The sequence below is a fragment of the Daejeonella sp. genome (assembly GCF_046590655.1).
Taxonomy (GTDB): domain Bacteria; phylum Bacteroidota; class Bacteroidia; order Sphingobacteriales; family Sphingobacteriaceae; genus Daejeonella.
Genome location: NZ_JBKJUM010000089.1, coordinates 13,922 through 31,976 on the forward strand (window position 1 = coordinate 13,922; position 18,055 = coordinate 31,976).

Here is an 18,055-nt window from a genome sequence, read left to right on the forward strand (position 1 = left end):
TGCTATTATTTTTTTGCGTTTAATAAACAAGTTATTTCAGCAGCCACATTTTGGAGAACTCAGTGTCACCCTTATCCAATTTTCCTATTGCCGATTGGTAATTTCCTGAATTGTTCTGAAACTCCGATTCCGGATACCTGTAACGAAGCGGAAAGAGGTTCACAGAAGGATCAAGTACACCATTCTTTTCCATATAGGGCACTCTGGTTCTTCTATAATCAGCATAAGACTCAACGCCCATCATAAATAATCCCAGCCATTTTTGAAGACCAATTATCGCCAGTTGCTGATTTCTACCAGCGGGGAAAGCTGCTAAAGGATTGTTGAAATAGTTAGCAGGGAGTGGCTCTCCCCATCGCTTCAATGCCATTTCAACTCCTTTCTTATAAAAAGTTTCAGCATTCCCTGTAATCAATCCTTTTACTGCTGCTTCAGCCAGAAGAAACTGTACCTCATCGGCCTGCATTACAGTTGCCCTAATCAGTGGGTTTGCATTTTCATTGAACAATTTAGAGAACAGGGATATCTTATAGTTCCATTTTGTATCAGGGAACTCATAACTGCCATTTGAATTAAGTACCTGGACAGAACTTCCGGATGGATACCCAGCATAAATGGTCATTGCATCAATGATTGCAGGCAGTACCGGTATAATTTTGGGATTATTTCTGTCAAGAAACTCCCACTGGTAATTATAGGAATATCCTTTTACAATAACCGTTCTTCTACCGCTATTGAGATTGACAGAATCACGGGTATTGGCCCATGGTCTTTCCATTGGAGCCACCCATCTTGTCAAACGCCCATCATTCAATGCCTTTAAGGTATCCACTAAAGTCTTACTGGGCCTGAAGAGGAGAAAATCTCCGATTGGGTCTAAATTGACTCTTCCCATTGGCGAAGCCATTGATCTGGCACCATCAATATATGAAATAGCGGCATTCTCCGGAACATCGCTTATCAAGGGCAGGGATGCCACCGCCTGGATTTCCGCTGCGTTAGAAAGTTTACTACTTACCCTTAACAATAACCTCAGACGCAATGAATTAGCTAGTCTGATCCACCTGGTCTTATCACCGGCATACATTACATCACTAACTTTGTCCAGCGGTTCTTTTCCATCCGCGATTAACTGTGCCGCATCTTTCAAATTCTGAATCAAAGCAGGGTAAATATCTTTTTGCTCATCGAATTTTGGGAAAAGGATACCATCTTGCCCGCGAAGGCCCTCTGTATAGTAAATATCTCCATACAGATCGGTAACAGTTGACCAAAGCAGTGATTGAAATATCCTGAATATGCCTTCGTGTGTTTTCAATCCTTTTTTATTTACGTCAGATACTGACACATTGATCAATCTGATCACCCCGGTATATTCATATAGCTCTGTTCTTGGAAATCTGAAATTCAGGTATGTGTTATCATCACTGCTCCTGTTACCCTGCATGTATTGAACGGTAGTAGCCAGATTTTTCGCACCAAGTCCCCCTTTATTTTGATAAAGGAAAGCGGTTTTTTGTATCACAGAAGATAATAGCAGATTCGGCTCTGCTGATTCCAGCGCATCGCGCCTCGCCAATAATTCATCATCTCTGAAAGTTGATTTTTGACAGGATGAAAGAATGAATATTGGGTATATTAAGATGATTAAGAACTTTTTCATATCTATGAAATATTAAGATAAAATTAAAAGTTAACTGATAAATTGAATCCATAAGAACCTATCATTGGCAAAGCCTTCCCAATGACTCCCTGATTCACTCCAATTCCTTCGAAAGCTGCTTCAGGATCTCCTTTCTCTCCACTTTTGTTCCATTGAAAGATATTTCTTGCTACCAAACCCATAGTCAGATTTTGAATTTTATAACGTTCCAAAACCTTCGAAGGAATTACATATTCAAGTACCACTTCTTTTACTTTTAAGTTCGTGGCATCCCTAATCAGTGTCTGTCCGAAGTTCCAGTATTGGGCACCTAAAACCAGTCCTGGCAAGTAATAGAATGTTGCCAGTGGATCAGCACCATTCACGATATAATCGTTATCGTTTTTAGGATCGCCGCCGGGCTTTAACCAAACACCTTTAGCGTAGGAGGCATCCTCTGCATATTTCCCATAATTTGCATAATTTCTAACCAAGGCCGCCATATTCGGATACTTCATACTTTGCCAGGCGGGCCATGGCAGCCCCCCGGAAGCTGCATCCCGTCCACCTACGGTATATTCATTTGGGCCATTTACTTTATCTCCGATCGTCAGTAACGATTGTCCGTTAGTCACGTTACGCCTGGTTACATTTGAAACGTATTGTCCGCCTACACGCAGGCTGGCCAACGCAGACAATCTGAATGCCTTATAGCGGACAGATGAATTTAATCCCAGAATATAATCCGGGTTATAATTACCGATTGGTTTTCTGTCTTTCTCCTGTGTAGAAAACTTCCAGTTTCCGGTATTATCTAACATGAGCATTCCGGCATACTTACTGGTTGAAGGCATTCTTTCAAACACTCTGCTTTCCCACATGGTTCCGATCCGATCGCCTTCAGCCATTCTGATGGTCACGTTCGGGCCATTACCATAAAAAGTATATCCATTGGGGATATAGGTCTTTGACAGGTTAGTGATAAATGCTTCGGTTTTGGTATAAAAGGCAGATATGTCCCAATTCAAATTCTTCGTTTTAACGGGTACCACTGTCAAGCCTATCTCAACTCCTTTTGCCTGTACAGTTCCTACATTAGACAACATACCTGAATAGCCTGTGCCGGGAGAAGTTGGTATAAAGTCCTGCTGGTTTTTGTGCGTTTTATTGAACATAGTAAAATCAGCAGAAACACGATTTTTGGCAAGTACCAGATCAAAGCCTCCCTCATAAGTATTGGTAACCTCCGATCTGATACTCGGGTCAACCAGTTGCCCTCCTATATTTAATATTTTTACATTGCCGTAGTCTAGAGGATTAAATCCGAATGTGTTGTTACTTCTGGGCCTGCCAATACCATGACCTACCTGGGCTATACTGCCCCTAAGTTTAAACAGGTTAATAAAGGAAGGCAGCTTGAACGTCTCTGAAGTAATCCAGCTGAGTGCTGCAGAAGGGTAAAAGTAATTATTCTTATCTTCTTCCAGGATACCGGCCTGATCGTATCTTCCGGCAAGATCAAGATAAACCTGGTGGTCGTATCCTATCTGTGTAGAAGCATATCCACTTTGATTTTTACCGGTACCCCATGAGTTATTTGCTGTTAAAGTACCCGCAACCGCATTGCCCAGACTAAAATCGTTGGCGCGTACCAATTGATCTGCATGGGCATTAGAATTATATGAATTACTGTATATATAATTATATCCGACGATAGCAGTTGTAGAAATTTTCTTAAAGTCTTTGTTCCAGTTCAGCATGATATCGGAGTTCATAAAATAGGTGCTCTCCGTTTGTATGGAATACCTGCCGTTCCTTTGATTCACGTTTGTAAAACCCTTCGATAATTTGTATTCATAATTATCGCCATTATAGTCCATGCCGGATCTTACCAATAATTTCAAAGGGCTTGACAAACTCCATTCCAGCTCAGCCCTTCCAAATAAGTTATCTTTCCGGTAAGTATTGATCTCACCGTAAGCGTACATATAAGGATTGTTGGTAGCAGGATCTCCATTGGCTTGGTACTGAGCTGTATTTTGCCTGACCCCTTCATATCCCTTCAGCCATATATTCTTCATTTCCTTAATAGGTTGAAAATGGGCCAAATATTGCATGGTCAGCAATTCAACTACATCATTGTTTGAAGATGATTTGTTAGGCGAATATTGAGAAACATAATTGCTATTAACTGTTAGCTTCATTTTTTTAGTTATATTGTAGTTCGCATTCAGGTTTAAGGTTACCCTGTCTGTTGCGTTATTGGGCATTACACCGATGTTGGTCATCTTTCCCACAGAGAAACGAAATGAACCCATGTCGGAATTACCTGTCACACTAGCATTATAATTATTTGTTGCCCCGTTCTGCATAAACTGCTGCAGGCGATTTTCTTTTGTGGCCAAAAAAGGAACATTTTCATTTGCCTGTGTAAGGGCATTCCACCTGTTAATATTAAAAGATCCATCCAGTTTTGGGCCCCAATCATAACCTACACCCTCAGTATAAAATGTACTTCTGATACCAGCACCATATTCGGTTTGGGATTCAAAGAACTTATATCCCTTATCTATAACCAGTGATGTGTTAAAAGATACCCCAATACCTTTTTTAGCGCCTTTACCAGATTTAGTCGTGATCATGACAACACCATTACCCGCTTGTGAACCATATAACGCACCTGCACTTGCACCCTTAAGCACCGAAATACTTTCAATATCTTCCGGGTTCAGTTGCGATAGCAAATTGCCAAAATCGACACCGTTCTTATTGGTAATACCTGTTTTTCCCATTTGGATACCATCAACTATATACAGAGGCTGACTATTCGCAGTAGAATTTGGAAGGCTTAAGCTGGTTGCGCCCCGGATCGTAATAAAAACAGACCCTGCCGGGTCTGTACTGGCCTGCGTAAAATTAACACCACTCATTCTGCCATCAAGTGATTTTACCAGATTTGAACTGCCACCGTTCGTGAGTTCTTCGCCCTTTATATTAGCTATAGCGTAACCTAAAGAACGTTTCTCTCTGGTGATACCCAGGGCTGTTACAACCACCTCACCTAATGCCATAGCATCTTCCGCCAGCGTTATATCAATAGTTGTACGGCCATTAGTTGGAATCTCTGAGGTAACGTAACCAATGTAGCTAAAGACCAATGTTCCCCCTTCATCAGGACCGATAATAGAATAATTTCCATTAAGGTCAGTACTGGTACCGGTTGTAGTGCCTTTAAGTCTTACACTCACACCTATCAGTGGATCTCCTTTAGCGGATGTAACCTTGCCTGTAATTGTTATCGCCTTACTCTCGGGTTTCAATTCCATTTGTGGTTTTTCAGGTCTTCTCATGACTATAACCGTATTTTCAGTAATGGTATAGGTTAAGGGCTGATCCGTGAAACACAATGTAAGTACTTCTTCAAGTGTAGAGTTATTTACGTTGATAGTCACAGGCTTAGCTGAGTGCAGCATTTGAGTATTGTAAATAAAAGTATAGCCGATCTGCTTTTTGATCTCCCTGAATGTTTTTTCCAACGAAGCGTTCCTGACAGACAGGCTGATCCGCTGGGCATAACCTGCGGCATTAACTTGTAAAAGGAACGTAAGCAATAAAATAACAGTAAGTTTCATCACTCTAATGACTTTTAATGAAATGCAAGGATTTTTGCATTTGAATAGCATGTAAAGTTTCATACATTTGTAGTTTTGGTTTAATTAGATAATTGTTTACACGATTTCTTTTACTGCCAAATTTCTCCAGGAGCGCCACGAACGCTTCTGGTTTTTTTGCAATTAAATGGGAGGTAATTATTACGGCATAACGGTTATCCTCCTTCCTTCAATGCTAAAGTGAACAGCGCCGGTTAATTCCAGCATCCGAAGTAATTCTGATACATTTTTATTACGTGAGATGGTACCCACAAAGTCTTTATTGTTCATGCTACCTTTAAAAGTTACATCAACATTATACCACCTGGATACTTTCCGCATGATGCTTTCTATGTTTTCATCGCTGAAAATAAAGTAACCGTTCTTCCAGGCCACTGCCTGTTCAATATCAGCAGTCGAAACATTCATATTCCCACTGGTTTTATCTAATACTGCCTCTTCTCCGGGTTTCAGATATACTTTTCCCGATCCTTTTAATACTTGTACTGAGCCCTCGAGCAGGGTAGTGTTCATACTTTTCTCGTCATCATAGGCCATCACGTTAAAATGCGTTCCCAGTACCTTGACTTCCATGTCATTTGTGAATACTTTAAAAGGCATAGCTTTATTTTTGGCAACTTCGAAATAAGCCTCACCTTTCAGATCAACCCTTCGTTCTTTACCAGCGAAAGCTGTGGGGAAGTGAAGTGAAGATCCTGCATTCAGCCAAACCCGGCTCCCATCGGGTAAAATAAGAAGGTATTGTCCGCCCATGGGAGTGGTCAGGGTATTGTATTTTACCTGAGTTACGGCCTGATTCGTACCAGCACTATATTCTAATTGACCCGCAAGCACTTTTTTTATGTCAGTATTATTTTCAGTGGCCAGAAACCCATTCTTTGCATCATCGAGGTTAATCTGTGAGCCATTTTCTAATGTTAAAATGGCTTTATGGTTACCGGGAAGAATATCGTTTTTAAAACGAAGAAGCTTTGGATTTACAGCAAACTGATTCTCTTTATGCGAATTCAGGTATAATCCTGCTGAGATCAGAATAAGGGTTATTGCCGCTGCTGCTGACCAGTTTCTGAGCCGGATTGTCCTGCTTCTTGTGTGATTGCTAATACTGGCACTTAGTTCATTGTAAATAGCTTGTTTAATTACTTCCTGGTCACCCATCCCGGTTTGATCCCATTCCTGTTCGCCCCGCTCAAAAGTATCCTGATAGTCTTCCAGGACCTTTTGTTCTTCATAAGTACATTTCCCGGAAACGTACTTTTCGTAAAGTATACTATATTCTTCTCTTGTCATTCTAAGTCTTTGCATTAAAGAGTCATTTTTCTTAGTCAACACACATGAAATATTAAAAAAAACTAAATAAAATTTTTAGCAGGTAAAAAATGGATAAAAGGGGTGGTATAAACATCTCCATTGTAAATTAAAAGTTCAGTTTCCTTTAATAATAATATTAATAGTAATTTTAAGTAGAATAATAGGCTGAATTGAGAAATGTTATATGATTGACAGATTATCATCTGACGAAACATTAGTTGAGGCTTTGAAGGATGGGGATCCCAACGCTTTTAAGCTTCTGTTTGACCGTTATTGGCAAAACCTATATACTATTGTATTTTCTATATCGAGGGATAGGGAAGTAGCCTCTGAAATTGTACATGATATCTATTTAAACTTATGGTTAAGACGGAGTAAAATTCAAATAGAATTTTTTAAAGGTTATGTTACGGCATCAGCCCGTTACCATGTTTACCGTCATATGAAGAAGGTTAAACAGAATTCTGCTGAATATATGGATAATTTGGATCCTGGTAATTCTATTACCGCAAATGAAGGGGAATTGAATATCCGTTATCATGAAATGGAAGAAAAAATAGAGAGGCATCTTGAGGATCTGCCAAAACGCTGCAAAGAGATCTTTACTTTAAGCCGGATGGATCAGCTTTCTAATGATGAAATAGCAGAAAGACTGGATATTTCCAAACGCACGGTAGAGAATCAGCTTACCTATGCTTTGTATCATCTCAGGATATCCCTGAAAAATCTTTTTGTATTCCTGGTATCTTCTGGAATAAACTACTATTTTTAGCTTAAGCATAGCTGAATTAACGTTAATATTTGATGATATAGTCCTACCAATCCCTTTAATGTTCAACAACTGGAAATAGTGCAGGAGATTGCCTATCCGTTAAAGGCTAAATCCGGAATGCAGCAAGGCGTGGTTTTTTTTACTAGTATGTGCAACCTCACGGCATCCGGATTTATACCTGCAAAATAGGAATAAAGGATATGGGTTATCTGGGCAATGCTCCCGGAAAGGGGGAAGACGTACCTGTTGATGTATTGGCTCAATATAATCTGCAGGAGGTGTAAGAAATTACCTTTGTTTACCCAGTCATTACGCCATACAGCCGGCAGGAATGAGGGTGGGCGAAAATAAAAATGCTTAGAAGTTTTAATAAAATATGACAAAAAAATCAGTAAACCAGAAAAAGTCTGATACTTCCAGAAGGAGTTTCATTAAAAACTCTGCTATTACAGCCGCAACCTTCATGATTGTACCTCGTCATGTATTGGGAGGGAAAGGCTTTCTAGCCCCCAGCGACAGACTTATTATCGCCGGTGTAGGTGTTGGTGGCAAAGGTCAGTCGGATATTGACTATTTCTATAAGAGCGGGAAAGCCGATATTGCATATTTATGTGATGTCGATGATCGGAGATCTGCAAATACAGTAAAGAATTTTCCGAAAGCCAAATATTATAAGGATTGGAGGGAGATGTTTGAAAAAGAAGGGAAAAACTTCGATGCAGTTTCAGTATCAACTCCGGATCATACCCACGCCGTTGTTTCCATGGCAGCAATGCAAATGGGTAAGCATGTTTATGTGCAAAAGCCAATGACACATGATATATATGAAGCTCGTAAATTAACTGAGGCTGCTCAGCGCTATAAGGTTGTGACTCAAATGGGTAATCAGGGCGCCTCAGGAGATGGTGTAAGGCAGCTACGCGAATGGTATGATGCCGGAGTTATAGGTGATGTCCATTCAGTATATATATGGACTAACCGGCCTATCTGGCCCCAGGGTATTCCATGGCCTACAGACAAGCCGGCAATCCCAAAAGGACTTGATTGGGATCTGTGGCTCGGTACTGCACCTTATAAAGATTACGTAGAGAAGCTAATTCCGGGAAGTTGGAGAGGTTGGTGGGATTATGGCACCGGAGCCCTGGGAGATTTGGGCTGCCATTTAATGGAAGCGCCTTTCAGCGTATTGAATCTAAAGTATGCATTAGATGTACAGGCAAGTGTTAGTAGTGTGTTTGAGGATTTTGGCAAACGCGGTGTATACCCCGATAGCCCACCTGCATCCAGTCATGCAACCTTAACCTTTCCTAAAACAAATAAAACCAAAGGAAAGGTGACAATGCACTGGATGGATGGAGGAATTAAGCCGGAACGTCCTGAAGAACTTGGCGCCGATGAGCTGTTTGGAGATGGTAATAGCGGAATTTTATTCGTTGGCACTAACGGGAAAATGATGGCAAGTGAATATGCTGCCAACCCTCGTCTTTTACCGCTTTCCCGTAATCAGGAAGTTAAAGTGAAACAAACATTTGCCCGAGTTCCGGGGGGCGCCGATGGCCATTATGCCCAGTGGGTTGAAGGTGCCATTGCAGGATATGGTAAAAAAGAACTTAGTTCTCCATTTGATTTAGCAGGTCCCTTGACTGAAGCTATATTAATGGCAAACCTGGCTATCCGGGGAGCGGATATTCCTAAACCTCGAGCTTCCGGAAGAGGGTTTGAGTATCCCGTTAGTAATATGAAATTATTATGGGATTATCAGAATATGCGGGTAACCAATTATGATGAAGTCAATAAATTTGTAAAAAGAGAATACCGTGAAGGTTGGAGTCTGGGAATTTGAAAAACTTAATTATGTTGTTTTATTGATCCACTTCTTTCGTTCAGACTATATAAACTTATAAAAATCACATGTTACCCATAGTTCAAATTTCCCTGGACCTCACCAACATTGACGAGGCGCTCGAAACTGCCGCACTGGCCATGCGTGCCGGTGTTGACTGGCTGGAAGCAGGAACCCCGCTGATCTTGGCGGAAGGTCTGAATGGCGTGAAGCAATTGCGTAAAGCCTTTCCAAATACCCCTATCGTGGCCGACCTCAAAACGATGGATGGTGGATATCTCGAAGCAGAAATGATGGCGAAGGCCGGTGCCACTCATGTGGTGGTTATGGCAAGAGCACATGAGGAAACTATAAAATGTGTGGTCAAGGCGGGTCATGACTTTGGAATCAAGGTAATGGGTGATAATCTTGGCTGTCCTGATATGGTTGAAGCAGCAAAATGGCTTGAAGACTTAGGCTGCGATTATGTTATCCATCATATTGGTTACGATGAACGACGAGGCATAGCTGCTCAAGGGAAGCGCATGCCCAGTCCTATGGATCAGCTTCGTGAAGTGGTAAGGGCTGTAAATGTGCCTGTCCAGGCGGTAGGCGGATTAACTTTAGAACAGGCTGTCAGGTGTCCCGAATACGGAGCGCCATTAGTAGTTTTGGGAGCACCTTTAACGATAGATGCTGATGCATTTAAGACTGCTGATGGTAATCTGGAAGAATCCCTTCGTTTGATCTGCGCTAAAATACATGCCTATGGGGATGTCGATTATAAACGCAACCTTAATTTTTAATAAGATCATAATTTAAATGCAAATGACATCAGGCGTTAAATCTGCGGCAGTTATTAATTATTCATCCGAAAAAGGCTCTGTTGAAATCAGGGAAATATCCAAACCCGACATAGGAGAGGAAGATGTATTGCTGGAAGTGGCAAGTGTGGGTGTCTGCGGAAGTGATTTACACCAGTGGACAGCAGATCATAGCTGGCAGGTAAATTATCCTGTCGTTCTGGGCCATGAATTTGGAGGAAATATTGTCGAACTGGGAAAGCGAGTGAAGGAATGGAAGCTTGGGGATAGGGTGGTGAGTGAAACAGCTGCGGTTATTGATCCAAATAATGCCTTATCCCGAACAGGATTGTATAACCTCGATCCAAATAGAAAAGGTTTTGGGTATGGGGTTAATGGTGCTATGACCCGGTTTGTAAAGGTTCCTGCAAGGTGTCTTCATCGAATTCCTGACCATCTTCCATTTGAAGAAGCATGTCTCACAGAACCCTGCAGTGTTGCTTATAATGCTGTGGTTGGCAATTCCAGGATCAAACCCGGAGATCGGGTTATCGTTCTCGGTCCTGGCACAATAGGCATCCTTTGCGCCGCAATGGCAAAGCTATGCGGAGCTGAAGTAGCAGTTGTTGGACTGGAAGGAGATCGTCACAGACTCGAAATCGCAAAGAAATATGGATGTGAAGTAATTATTGGTGATGCAACAGCCTGGTCAAGGCGCACGGATGGCTTAGGAGCTGATTTTGTTATTGACGCGGCCGGTTCCAGTTTAACGCTTAAAATAGCAATGGATCTGGTACGGCCTAACGGACAGATTACCAAGGTAGGCTGGGGTCCCCAGCCACTTGGGTTTTCCCTTGATCCCTTGGTTCAAAAAAATATTACCCTCCAGGGGAGTTTCAGTCACAATTGGCCCATTTGGGAAAAAGTAATCGCTCTCCTTGCTAATGGTATGCTGGATGTTAAACCAATAATTGGTGGGATTTGGCCTATTACCCAATGGAACGAAGCATTTGAGAAAATGCACAAGGGAGAAGTTGTAAAAAGTATACTCAAGCCAGTATAATTTATGCGATTGCAAAATAAAGTAATCATTATTACCGGTAGCACAACCGGTATTGGTAAAGCCATAGCATTACGTTGTGTAGCAGAAGGTGCCCGGGTGGTTATTCATGGCCTGGAAGAAGGCTGGGGCAAAGCAGTAGTTGATGAAATAGGAAAAGATAATGCCCGGCTTCACATTGAAGATATCAGCAATGAAGGGGCTCCGGGTCGCCTTGTTAATCTTGCAATTCAATCGTTTGGAAAGCTGGATGCTGTTGTTAACAATGCTGCGATGGTTTCTTCCTCTAATATTCATACAACTGACAGAGCTTTTATTCAGAGGATTTTAAATGTGAACACCATAGCACCATTTGAATTAATTAAAGCTGCGCTGCCCTATTTAACCCAACAGCATGGTTGTGTACTCAATATAGGTTCGGTAAATGCATGGAGTGGCGAACCAAATCTTTTTGCCTACAGTGTTTCTAAAGGGGCGTTAATGACAATGACACGAAATCTTGGCGATACGTTACACCGGGAAAATGGTGTGAGGATAAATCAAATAAATCCGGGCTGGGTACTGACTGAGACAGAAATGCAAAGAAAAAAAGAGCATGGCCTGGCAGAAAATTGGTATGAAGACATTCCCTCCGTTTATGCACCTGCCGGCAGAATTTTACGTCCCTCAGAAATTGCCGCAGCAGCGGTTTACTGGCTTGCCGATGAAAGCGGTCCTATTAGTGGCCAGGTGGTAGACCTGGAACAACATCCTTTTATTGGACGTAACCCCCCGAAAGACACATCAACTATTAAAGCATCCAAATAATCTTCCTATGCCCCAACTAGCCGTATTCCCCAAAGCATTCATGCATGCCCTTTGTAAAGACGGAAGCATGTGTCTTGCAGAATGGATATCATTGGCAGTAAAACTGAACGTTGAGGGCTTAGAGTGGTATGCAGGCTTCCTGGAGATGGCCAATGAAAAAAACTGGCCAGGATTTCGCCAGCAGGTGGAAGATCACGGAAAAGTGATCCCCATGATGTGTTGTTCTCCCGATTTTACGCATCCCGATCGGGTCTTCAGACAAAGGGAGATAGAAAAGCAAAAGAGGTGGATTGATATGACCTTTGCATTGGGAGGTTCGTATTGCCGGGTATTGTCTGGTCAGAGGCGTCCAGGACTTTCAATGGATGAAGGAGTGAAATTAGCAGCGGATTGTATAGCCGCCTGTTTGCCATATGCCCAGGAACGAAAAATTAACCTCATACTTGAAAATCATTATAAAGATGATTTCTGGGAGTATCCGGAATTTGCCCAAAAAATGGATGTATTCTGTAAGCTTGTTGAAAGTTTGGATCACCCCTGTTTTGGAGTTAATTATGATCCCAGCAATGCTTTTTTAGCGGGAGAAGACCCCCTTGAGCTTCTTAAACGTGTATCCCATCGTGTGCTAACTATGCATGCCAGTGATCGATATCTTAAAGAAGGTACGCTTGAAGATTTAAGAAAAGAGGAAAATGGCACTGCAGGATATGCAAAGAGACTCAGCCATGGTGAAATAGGTAAAGGTTTAAATGATTATGACGCAATTTTTTCTGAATTAAAAAGGGTGGGGTTTGATAATTGGATAAGCATTGAAGACGGAGTTGACGGCATGGACCAGTTAGAGCGTAGTGTAACTTTTCTCCGGCACAAGCTGGAGCAATATTGGCCGGTAACAGCAAATCATAATTAATAATTTCCTATCATGAGATTGTATGGGATATAATTGATGTTTTACCTGATTTAACTTATCTTTGCAGAATGTTTAAAAACAAGCTTAACATATCCCTAAGCATATTACTACTAGTTATCATTGGCTTTGCAGGCTGTAAAAGCAAATATGAGAAGCTGCGTGCGAGCAATGACACTGCAAAAAAATACAGGGAAGCTATAAAGTTCTATGATAATAAGGATTACAATAAAGCTTTACCTCTGTTCGAGGACCTTGTTACTAAATATCGCGGAACTGCAGAAGCTGAAGATCTTTCCTACTATTACGCTTACACACATTATAAATTAAAAGATTACACCACTGCCAGATATCATTTTAAAACCTTTGCCGACACCTACGCTTCCAGTCCTAAAGCAGAAGAATGCCGGTTCATGGCAGCTTATTGCTTCTACCTCGAATCTCCTACCTATTCTTTAGATCAGGACAACACTATAAAAGCAATGGATGCTTTACAATTATTCATAAACCTGTACCCTAAAAGCGAGCGTGTTCCAGAATCGAGCAAGTTAATTGCCAACTTACGGGCAAAGCTTGAGCAGAAATCCTATGAGAATGCTAGATTGTTTCTTGATATTGGCGACTATAAATCTGCAGTTATTGCACTAAGAAATTCTGAGCGAGATTTCCCAGACACAAAATATGCTGAAGAAATGCAGTTCCTTACTGTTAGAGCACAAGCTATGTATGCGGGAGCTAGCCTGGAATTGAAGCAGGAAGATCGTTATAATGAGAGTATCAAACTTGCCGATGAATTTGTAGTAAATTACCCTTCGAGTAAATATTTAAAGGAAATCGAACAGATAAAGAAGAGCAGTGCAAAATCAATACTCGACGTGAGAAAGTTAATTGCCACTGAAACAGCCCTCATGGAAGCCCAAACAGCAAAAATTAAGGAATCGCAGGTTCCAAAAGATAAAAAAGAACAAGAAATTAAAACCAATTCAAATGAGTAATATTAAACCAGCTATCCCGAATAGTACAGTTACACGTGATGTTCGCGAATTAGATAAAGTAACTGATAATATTTATGAGTCGATTGTTATCATCAGCAAACGTGCTAACCAGATCTCTAACAATTTGAAAGAAGAGCTTCACGGTAAGTTGGCTGAATTTGCTTCGTCAAATGATAATTTAGAAGAAGTTTTTGAAAATCGTGAGCAGATCGAAATTTCTAAACACTATGAGCGTATGCCTAAGCCATCGTTGATCGCTGTTGACGAATTCTTACACGATAAAATTTATTACAGAAATCCTTCTAAAGAGCAATAAGATTGCACTAAGCATATAGCCTTCGAGCTATGCCAAATGCATGAATTCATATTGGTAGAAACTTGCCTATGCTTACGAATAAGAATATTTTACTTGGCGTTTGTGGCAGTATAGCGAGCTACAAGTCGGCAACCTTAACCAGGCTACTGGTTAAAGCTGGTGCAAACGTCAAGATTATAATGACCAGCGAGGCTACAAATTTCATTACCCCGCTAACTCTTTCTACCCTATCAAAAAACCCGGTCCTTGTAAACTATTTCGATCGTGAATCCGGGGTTTGGAATAACCATGTAGAACTTGGCCTATGGGCAGATCTGATGATCATTGCGCCCGCAAGCGGTAATACACTAGCAAAACTTGCCAACGGATTATGTGACAACCTGCTTTCTGCTGCTTATCTCTCCGCAAAGTGTCCGGTGTTTTTTGCTCCGGCAATGGATCTCGACATGTGGAAACATCCGGCGACGGAAAAAAACGTCAATTCTCTTACTTCTTTTGGGAACATCCTGATACAGCCTGCTTATGGAGAACTTGCCAGCGGACTTATTGGCGAGGGAAGAATGGCAGAACCCGAGGAAATAATAGAATTTGTATCCAGAGAACTAAAAAAAAAACTTCCCTTGAGAGGTAAAAATGCTCTCGTTACTGCCGGGCCAACCTACGAAGCAATTGATCCCGTTCGTTTTATAGGAAATCACTCTTCCGGAAAGATGGGTTTTGCCATTGCTGAAGCCCTTGCTGAACTGGGTGCAAGGGTTACACTGATAACCGGACCGACTTCCTTAAAGTTATCTGATAATAACATAAAACGGATCGATATTACCTCCGCGGAGGAAATGCTAAATGCAGCACTGACTCATTTTCAGGATTCTTCGATATCCATTTTGAGTGCAGCAGTTGCTGACTACAGACCGGCAGAAGTGTTTGAGATGAAAATTAAAAAAGAGGATACGGATTTGACTCTTAACCTTGTAAAAACTGTTGACATTTTAGCGACTCTGGGTAAAGCGAAGAAACCTGGACAAGTCCTTGTCGGGTTTGCCCTTGAAACGAATAACGAAGTAGAAAACGCTATTGGAAAACTCCAAAAGAAGAACCTTGATTTTATAGTACTTAATTCTTTACGGGATGAAGGGGCCGGTTTTAAGAATGACCAGAATAAAATCACGATCATCGACAGTAAACTTTCTCGACAATCCTTCCCTCTTAAATCTAAGCAGGATGTTGCTCTCGACATCTGTAAAAAAGTATTAGATTTACTATCATGAAGTATATACTGCTTTTCTCTTTTTTACTAGTTTCAACAGCTTTGTATTCTCAGGATTTGAATGCGCGCGTACAGATTCTGGCGCCACAAATCCCAAACTCCAACAAACGGATTCTTGATGTTCTGGAAGTAAGTATCAAAGACTTCCTGAACGGCAGAAGATGGACATCAGACGCCTTAAAGCCCCAGGAGAGGATTGATTGCAATTTTGTAATAACTATCACCGAATGGGATGGTTCATCCAGCAATTTTAAAGCTGAAGCTCAGATCCAATCAAGCCGGCCAATATTTAACAGTAATTACAATAGTACTGTTCTAAACCTGAGCGACAAGGATTTCACTTTCTCTTATTCTGAAGGCCAGGCACTGGACTTTTCTGAACAGAATTACCTGACAAACCTGACCTCTCTCTTAGCATTTTATGCCTACATCATCACCGGAATGGATTATGATACGTTTTCCAGATTTGGAGGAACACCATATTTTCAAAAAGCTCTCACAGTACTTAATAATGCACAAAATGCACCAAACGGCGGTTGGAAAGCTCACGAAGATCTAAGAAACCGCTTTTGGCTGGTAGAAAATCTTACTAATAAGTCATACAACCCTATCCGCGAAAGCATGTATGATTATCACAGGGATGGACTTGATGTAATGGCAGAAAATCAGTCTAAAGCAAGAAAAGCTATCTATGCTGCTTTGCCCCAGCTTCAAAAGATAGACAGACAAAAGCAAGGCGCCGTTTTAAATCAGGTATTTTTTACTGCAAAATCAGATGAACTCATTAATATACTAAGTGATGCTGAGCCTCAGGAAAAACTAAAGGCTTTTATCATCCTTTCCGCTGTCGATCCTGCAAATAGTCTTAAATATGAGATCCTGAAACGGCCACGCTAAAACGTATTGACAAACATTCTCCTTTTATACCTATTAACTTAATTTAGCCAAAACCATTTTTTCAAACTATGCTTAAGCGACTGGCTATTAGTAATTATGCATTAATTGATGATTTGGATATTTCATTTTCCAAAGAACTAAACATACTTACCGGTGAAACAGGGGCGGGAAAATCCATTATCCTCGGTGCACTGTCCCTAATTCTCGGCCAGCGGGCAGAAGGTAAATATTTCTTCAGTCAGCAGAAAAAATGTGTCATTGAAGGGACTTTCCTGGTTAATGGCTTTCATCTAAACGACTTCTTCGAAGATAATGATCTGGACTACGAACTCGAGACAGTTTTGAGAAGAGAAATATCTTCCGATGGCAAATCTCGTGCATTTATCAATGACACACCAGTTAATCTCACCACTCTAAAAAAACTCGGCGAGAAGCTGATAGATATACACTCCCAACATGCAACTCTGGAAATTAATGACGAAGATTTTCAGCTGCTCGTCATAGATACGATTGCCGATAACCGAGTAATTCTCGATGAATATAAAACAGCATATAAAAGTTATCGTCAAGCCCAATCGAGATTAAAAGAGCTTATCAGCCAAAGTGAGCAGTCGAAATCGGATCTTGATTATTTCCAGTTTCAATTCGATGAATTGGAAAAGGCAAATCTCTCAGAAGACGAACAGGTACAGCTTGAGCAGGAACAGGATGTTCTTACCCATTCGGAAGAAATCAAACGAAGCTTGCTGTCGGCAATGAGTCTCCTGGGAGAACAAGAGTCGGCAGTGATCATAAGGCTTAAGGAAGCTGCAGTAAGCCTGGGAAATGCCGAAAGATATAATCCCGAGATTAAAGACCTGCATGAAAGATTGAACAGCAGTTTAATTGAGGTGAAAGACATACTTACAGAAATTGAGTGCATCGAACAACACAGCTCAGTTGATGAACCAAGACTGGAAGCGATCAATCAAAGACTGGATTTTTTATATTCATTGCAGAAAAAACATCGGGTAAGCACAAGTTTGGAGTTATTAAATTTGAGAGATCAGCTGTCTGAGAAGCTATCTGGTATAATGTTTGCCGATGAGGACATTGAAAAACTCAGATATGAGCTTGATAGTATCCGCGCAAAACTACTGGATTTCTCGGAACAATTACACCAGTCACGTATTGCGAGTATTCCGCGTGTTGAGCAAACGGTAAAAGCTACGCTTCATGAGGTTGGGATGCCCAACGCTATGCTGCAAATATCAAATGATCGCATGGAGGAAGGTAAGTTTGATTTTAATGGGACGGATCAGATTAAATTCCTCTTTACTGCCAACAAAGGCCAGGTTCCACTGCCTATAAACAAGGTTGCATCTGGCGGGGAGCTTTCACGACTTATGCTGAGTATCAAATCGCTCATAGCAGTTCACACTTCGTTGCCGACGATCATTTTTGATGAGATAGATACCGGTATCTCAGGGGAGGTTGCATTGAAAGTAGGCAATATCATGGAAAAGCTTTCCGAGAACATGCAGGTCATCGCGATAACACATCTTCCCCAGATTGCAGCAAGGGGAAATGCCCATTATACAGTTTATAAGGATGAACAATCGGATGTTACGCATACTAATATCCGTCAGATCGGGTCGGAAGAAAGAGTAATGGAGCTGGCAAAAATGTTAAGCGGCAATAATCCTGGAGAATCTGCAATTCTTAATGCCAGGGAACTGCTTAATTAAATTGAGATTAGTATTAGAGATTAATAATAACTTTACCCATTTTAGAATTAACCAAAAT

The 18,055-nt window shown here is 41.2% G+C and carries 14 protein-coding genes; 11 read left to right on the forward strand and 3 right to left on the reverse strand.

Annotated elements, in window-relative coordinates; genetic code table 11:
- Positions 1-31: 31 nt before the first annotated feature.
- From ACLL8Z_RS08380 to ACLL8Z_RS08390, 3 genes are all read right to left on the reverse strand, one after another.
- Entirely contained in the window at positions 32-1,663 is a 1,632-nt protein-coding gene (locus ACLL8Z_RS08380; RefSeq protein WP_411274321.1) for a SusD/RagB family nutrient-binding outer membrane lipoprotein, read from the reverse strand.
- A 23-nt stretch (positions 1,664-1,686) separates the two neighbouring features.
- The gene (locus ACLL8Z_RS08385) at positions 1,687-5,274 is read right to left on the reverse strand and encodes a SusC/RagA family TonB-linked outer membrane protein (RefSeq protein WP_411274322.1); all 3,588 of its coding nucleotides are present in this window, start codon (positions 5,272-5,274) and stop codon (positions 1,687-1,689) included.
- A 180-nt stretch (positions 5,275-5,454) separates the two neighbouring features.
- Complete coding sequence (locus tag ACLL8Z_RS08390) at positions 5,455-6,618, reverse strand: FecR family protein (protein ID WP_411274323.1); 1,164 nt, start codon at positions 6,616-6,618, stop codon at positions 5,455-5,457.
- Positions 6,619-6,808: 190 nt separating this feature from the next.
- Here ACLL8Z_RS08390 and ACLL8Z_RS08395 point away from each other — a divergent pair, with 190 nt between their 5' ends.
- The 11 genes from ACLL8Z_RS08395 to recN all read left to right on the forward strand — a co-directional run bounded on the left by ACLL8Z_RS08395 (position 6,809) and on the right by recN (position 17,997).
- Positions 6,809-7,396: an RNA polymerase sigma factor gene (locus ACLL8Z_RS08395; RefSeq protein WP_411274324.1), complete on the forward strand. Its 588-nt coding sequence runs from the start codon at positions 6,809-6,811 to the stop codon at positions 7,394-7,396.
- Between the two features lie 376 nt (positions 7,397-7,772).
- The gene (locus ACLL8Z_RS08400) at positions 7,773-9,239 is read left to right on the forward strand and encodes a Gfo/Idh/MocA family protein (RefSeq protein ID WP_411274325.1); all 1,467 of its coding nucleotides are present in this window, start codon (positions 7,773-7,775) and stop codon (positions 9,237-9,239) included.
- A 68-nt stretch (positions 9,240-9,307) separates the two neighbouring features.
- Positions 9,308-10,024: an orotidine 5'-phosphate decarboxylase / HUMPS family protein gene (locus ACLL8Z_RS08405; RefSeq protein ID WP_411274326.1), complete on the forward strand. Its 717-nt coding sequence runs from the start codon at positions 9,308-9,310 to the stop codon at positions 10,022-10,024.
- Positions 10,025-10,040: 16 nt separating this feature from the next.
- Positions 10,041-11,084 carry a zinc-binding dehydrogenase gene (locus ACLL8Z_RS08410; protein ID WP_411274327.1) on the forward strand — a complete coding sequence of 348 codons (1,044 nt, stop codon included), beginning with the start codon at positions 10,041-10,043 and terminating at the stop codon, positions 11,082-11,084.
- Positions 11,085-11,093: 9 nt separating this feature from the next.
- Positions 11,094-11,888 (forward strand): SDR family NAD(P)-dependent oxidoreductase, encoded by a 795-nt coding sequence (locus ACLL8Z_RS08415; protein ID WP_411274328.1) that lies wholly within the window; start codon positions 11,094-11,096, stop codon positions 11,886-11,888.
- 7 nt (positions 11,889-11,895) lie between these two features.
- A complete protein-coding gene (locus ACLL8Z_RS08420; RefSeq protein WP_411274329.1) occupies positions 11,896-12,798 on the forward strand; it encodes a sugar phosphate isomerase/epimerase family protein in 903 nt (300 codons plus the stop codon).
- Positions 12,799-12,866: 68 nt separating this feature from the next.
- Positions 12,867-13,790 (forward strand): outer membrane protein assembly factor BamD, encoded by a 924-nt coding sequence (locus ACLL8Z_RS08425; protein WP_411274330.1) that lies wholly within the window; start codon positions 12,867-12,869, stop codon positions 13,788-13,790.
- Positions 13,783-14,106: a DNA-directed RNA polymerase subunit omega gene (locus ACLL8Z_RS08430; protein ID WP_411274331.1), complete on the forward strand. Its 324-nt coding sequence runs from the start codon at positions 13,783-13,785 to the stop codon at positions 14,104-14,106. Before ACLL8Z_RS08425 ends, ACLL8Z_RS08430 begins: the two co-directional genes overlap by 8 nt.
- A gap of 68 nt (positions 14,107-14,174) precedes the next feature.
- Positions 14,175-15,374, forward strand: a complete 1,200-nt coding sequence (gene coaBC / locus ACLL8Z_RS08435; RefSeq protein ID WP_411274332.1) for a bifunctional phosphopantothenoylcysteine decarboxylase/phosphopantothenate--cysteine ligase CoaBC — start codon at positions 14,175-14,177, stop codon at positions 15,372-15,374.
- The gene (locus ACLL8Z_RS08440; protein WP_411274333.1) at positions 15,371-16,270 is read left to right on the forward strand and encodes a DUF4835 family protein; all 900 of its coding nucleotides are present in this window, start codon (positions 15,371-15,373) and stop codon (positions 16,268-16,270) included. The genes coaBC and ACLL8Z_RS08440 overlap by 4 nt, the downstream gene beginning before the upstream one ends.
- 68 nt (positions 16,271-16,338) lie before the next feature.
- Positions 16,339-17,997 carry a DNA repair protein RecN gene (recN, locus tag ACLL8Z_RS08445; RefSeq protein WP_411274334.1) on the forward strand — a complete coding sequence of 553 codons (1,659 nt, stop codon included), beginning with the start codon at positions 16,339-16,341 and terminating at the stop codon, positions 17,995-17,997.
- Positions 17,998-18,055 lie beyond the last annotated feature (58 nt).

Bases quoted from the DNA above. Each gene is read 5' to 3' on its own strand.
- ACLL8Z_RS08410 (WP_411274327.1), top strand. From the start codon at position 10,041: ATGCAAATGACATCAGGCGTTAAATCTGCGGCAGTTATTAATTATTCA.
- ACLL8Z_RS08405 (WP_411274326.1), top strand. From the start codon at position 9,308: ATGTTACCCATAGTTCAAATTTCCCTGGACCTCACCAACATTGACGAG.
- ACLL8Z_RS08385 (WP_411274322.1), bottom strand. From the start codon at position 5,274: ATGAAACTTACTGTTATTTTATTGCTTACGTTCCTTTTACAAGTTAAT.
- ACLL8Z_RS08430 (WP_411274331.1), top strand. From the start codon at position 13,783: ATGAGTAATATTAAACCAGCTATCCCGAATAGTACAGTTACACGTGAT.
- coaBC (WP_411274332.1), top strand. From the start codon at position 14,175: ATGCTTACGAATAAGAATATTTTACTTGGCGTTTGTGGCAGTATAGCG.
- recN (WP_411274334.1), top strand. From the start codon at position 16,339: ATGCTTAAGCGACTGGCTATTAGTAATTATGCATTAATTGATGATTTG.
- ACLL8Z_RS08390 (WP_411274323.1), bottom strand. From the start codon at position 6,618: ATGCAAAGACTTAGAATGACAAGAGAAGAATATAGTATACTTTACGAA.
- ACLL8Z_RS08440 (WP_411274333.1), top strand. From the start codon at position 15,371: ATGAAGTATATACTGCTTTTCTCTTTTTTACTAGTTTCAACAGCTTTG.
- ACLL8Z_RS08395 (WP_411274324.1), top strand. From the start codon at position 6,809: ATGATTGACAGATTATCATCTGACGAAACATTAGTTGAGGCTTTGAAG.
- ACLL8Z_RS08380 (WP_411274321.1), bottom strand. From the start codon at position 1,663: ATGAAAAAGTTCTTAATCATCTTAATATACCCAATATTCATTCTTTCA.
- ACLL8Z_RS08420 (WP_411274329.1), top strand. From the start codon at position 11,896: ATGCCCCAACTAGCCGTATTCCCCAAAGCATTCATGCATGCCCTTTGT.
- ACLL8Z_RS08425 (WP_411274330.1), top strand. From the start codon at position 12,867: ATGTTTAAAAACAAGCTTAACATATCCCTAAGCATATTACTACTAGTT.
- ACLL8Z_RS08400 (WP_411274325.1), top strand. From the start codon at position 7,773: ATGACAAAAAAATCAGTAAACCAGAAAAAGTCTGATACTTCCAGAAGG.